The 2,646-nt window shown below is 77.9% G+C and carries 1 protein-coding gene and 1 pseudogene; one reads left to right on the top strand and one right to left on the bottom strand.

The genetic code is table 11. The features are described 5' to 3' along the window. Nucleotides 1–1,999, bottom strand: a 1,999-nt coding sequence (locus AC13HU_RS35370) for a helicase-associated domain-containing protein (protein WP_483046097.1), incomplete at its 3' end; no start/stop codon positions are given. 90 nt (nucleotides 2,000–2,089) lie between these two features. Here AC13HU_RS35370 and AC13HU_RS35375 point away from each other — a divergent pair. Beyond that, nucleotides 2,090–2,646 (top strand): annotated as a pseudogene (locus AC13HU_RS35375) (hypothetical protein); the annotation flags it as partial.

Here is a 2,646-nt window from a genome sequence, read left to right on the forward strand (position 1 = left end):
GCTCCAGGAGGGTGGCCGGGTCGGCCTGCGCGGCCAGCACGGTCGGGGCCAGCCGGCGCAGGCCGAGGCCGTTCGCCCGGCGGTCGGCGAGGAGTTCGGTGAGCACGGCGTCGTCGTCGCAGCGCAGGTACGCGGCGGCCGCGCCGACCCGCAGCGTGCCGTGCCGGCGCGCCACGTCGTCGATGAGGTAACTCAGCGGCTGCGGCACGGGCGTACGGGAGTGGGTGGTCAGGAAGGACTGCAACTCGGCGGCGCTGCGGCCCGCGTCCAGGGCGCGCCGCACCGACTCGGGGGTGAAGCGGTAGACCGTGGCGCCGCCCTTGGACTCGATGTCGGCCAGCATGCCCAGCATCTCGGCGAGCGGGGCGACCAGCGGGCCGGGGGCGACGGCGGTGAGGTCGGCCTGGAGCAGCACGTGGTCGAGCGGCTCGGGCAGCAGCGGGGCGAGCGCGGTGGCCGCCGCGTCCGGGTCGCCGGCCAGCAGCGGCCGGGCGTGCGCGGCGAGCGCGCCGCGGCCGGTGACGCCCAGCGCCTCGGCGTCCTGGAGGGTCCAGTCGAGCAGGTTCGTACGCAGCGCGTCGGCGCCCGGCCGCAGCGGGCGGTCCCAGCGCAGCCGGGCCAGCAGCGCGTCCCGGTCCGCGGCCGTGCCGGGCGCCGCATCGGCGAGCAAGTCGATTGCGGCACGCCGTACTTGGGGCGCGAGCGGGCGGTCCAGGTCGGGCCCGAGCGCGGCCAGCGCCCGGCCCTTCGGGTCCCGGCTGCCGACCAGCCCGGCGGTGCGGGTCGCGGTCAGCCAGGCGGCGGCCAGCGCCGACCACTGCCGGTGCGGGGGGAGTTGGGCCCATCCGTCGGCCGCGGGCGTCGGTGCGTACACCTCATCGACCTCGCCGTCCGCGGCCACCAGCCCTGCGGCGTAGGAGAGTTCGAGCCAGAAGGCGGCCTGCGGCTCGGGCAGGTCGAGGGCCGCCGCGGTCCGCTTGAGGTCGCGCACGCTGATCCCGCCGGCCCGCAGCACGGCCGGCCCGCCGGTCTCCCACGCGGCGAGCAGTTCGGCGACGGTGCGCACCGCGGTCAGCGCCTGGCCGGCCGCGGTGAGGTCGACGGTGCGCGGGGTGCGCGGCACGGGCGGGATCGGCGGCGGCGACGGCTGCGGGGAGCGGTGCGCGCGGCCGCCGCGCAGTGCGAGGGCCGCCTCGCGGGGCAGTGCGACGTTGTGCGGGCCGGCGGGCAGCAGCAGGCCGCGGGCGAGCAGCCACTGCACGGCCGTCGTGGCGTCCTTCGCCCGCACCGGCGCGGTCGCGTCCCGCACCTCGCCGTACGGCGGCCCCCACACCAGCCGGTCGAGCACGGTGCGGACGCCTTCGGGCGCGGAGTCGAGCAGCGGGCCCAACCCGGCCGGATCGGCGAAGAGTTCGGCCAGCGCGCGGGTCGCGCTCACCGGGTCGTGGGTGGCCGGCAGGCCCACGTCGGCCACGATCTCCTGGAGCCGGGCGGGCGACATGCCCGCGGTGGCCTCGCCGACGGATGGGCCGAGCCCGGTCGCGGACGCCACCGCGGGCGACGGCGCCAGCACGTCGCGGGCCGCGCGCACCAGCCGCAGCCGGTCCTCGCCGCCCCAGAGCACGCCCCGGGTGCGCAACTGCTCCACCGCGCCGGGCAGGGCGGCCGTGACCGCCCCGGCGAGGTCGGCGGGCAGCGGCTTGCCGAGCGGGGCGGCGCCGTCGGCCCGGTCCGCGCCGGCCATCAGCGCGCGTAGCGCGTCGTACGGGCACGGGTCGGCGGTCACCGCGAGCGCCTCCGCGACCTGGCGGGTGAACGCGTCGACCTGGTCCAGCGCGCGCAACACGGACGCGCGGGTGGCGGCGCGGGTCGCGAGCTGGGTCAGGTCGTTGGGGACCGGGGCGAGCAGGTCGGGCCGGGCACGCAGGAGGCGGGCCAGCGCGTCGTCGTCACGTGCGCGCAGGTCCTCCGCGAGGGTGCGCGGCTCTGCCGTATCCATCCGTCCCACATTAGCCGCATGGACTGAAGGGGACGGGTACGGTCGTCGTGGCGGGCGGCGTGTGCGGCGGACGGCGGAAGGAGCCCGGCGGTGGGCGTGGAGAGCGACCGGCTGGTGTTCGACTACCTGAGCCGGGTCGGTGACCTGGCGCAGACCGCGCTTCCCGCGGCGGACCGGATGCGGTTGGTGGCGCAGTTGCGGTCGGACATCGAGCAGGCCAGGGGCGGCGGGGACGGGGACAACGCGGCGGCGGTGCAACGCATCCTGGGACAGCTCGGCAACCCTGGCGAGGTCGTCGATGCGGCGGCGGGCTCCCGGAGGACGGGCAGGTCCGCTGCGGCCTCCGCTGCCGCTACCGCCTCCGGTGCTGGTGCTGGTGCTGGTGAGCCGCCGGTCGGGGAGCCCGCGCCGGGTTCGTACGGGCCGTACGCGAAGCCGCGCAGGGCGGCGGTGCCGAAGTCGCGTGACGAGGAGCCGGCCTCCCGCCGGGACACGCCGCGGTCGCGTGGCGAAGGGGAGCCGGAGTGGTGGGGCGGCGGGCTGGGCGACGGGCGGCTGCAGGCCGGTGACGAGGTGGCGGGGCTGCCGGGGATGACCGGGGGGATTTTCATCCCTTTTGACGACGAGGACTTGGTGGGGAAGGACGC

The sequence above is a fragment of the Streptomyces sp. NH27 genome (genome assembly GCF_056859195.1).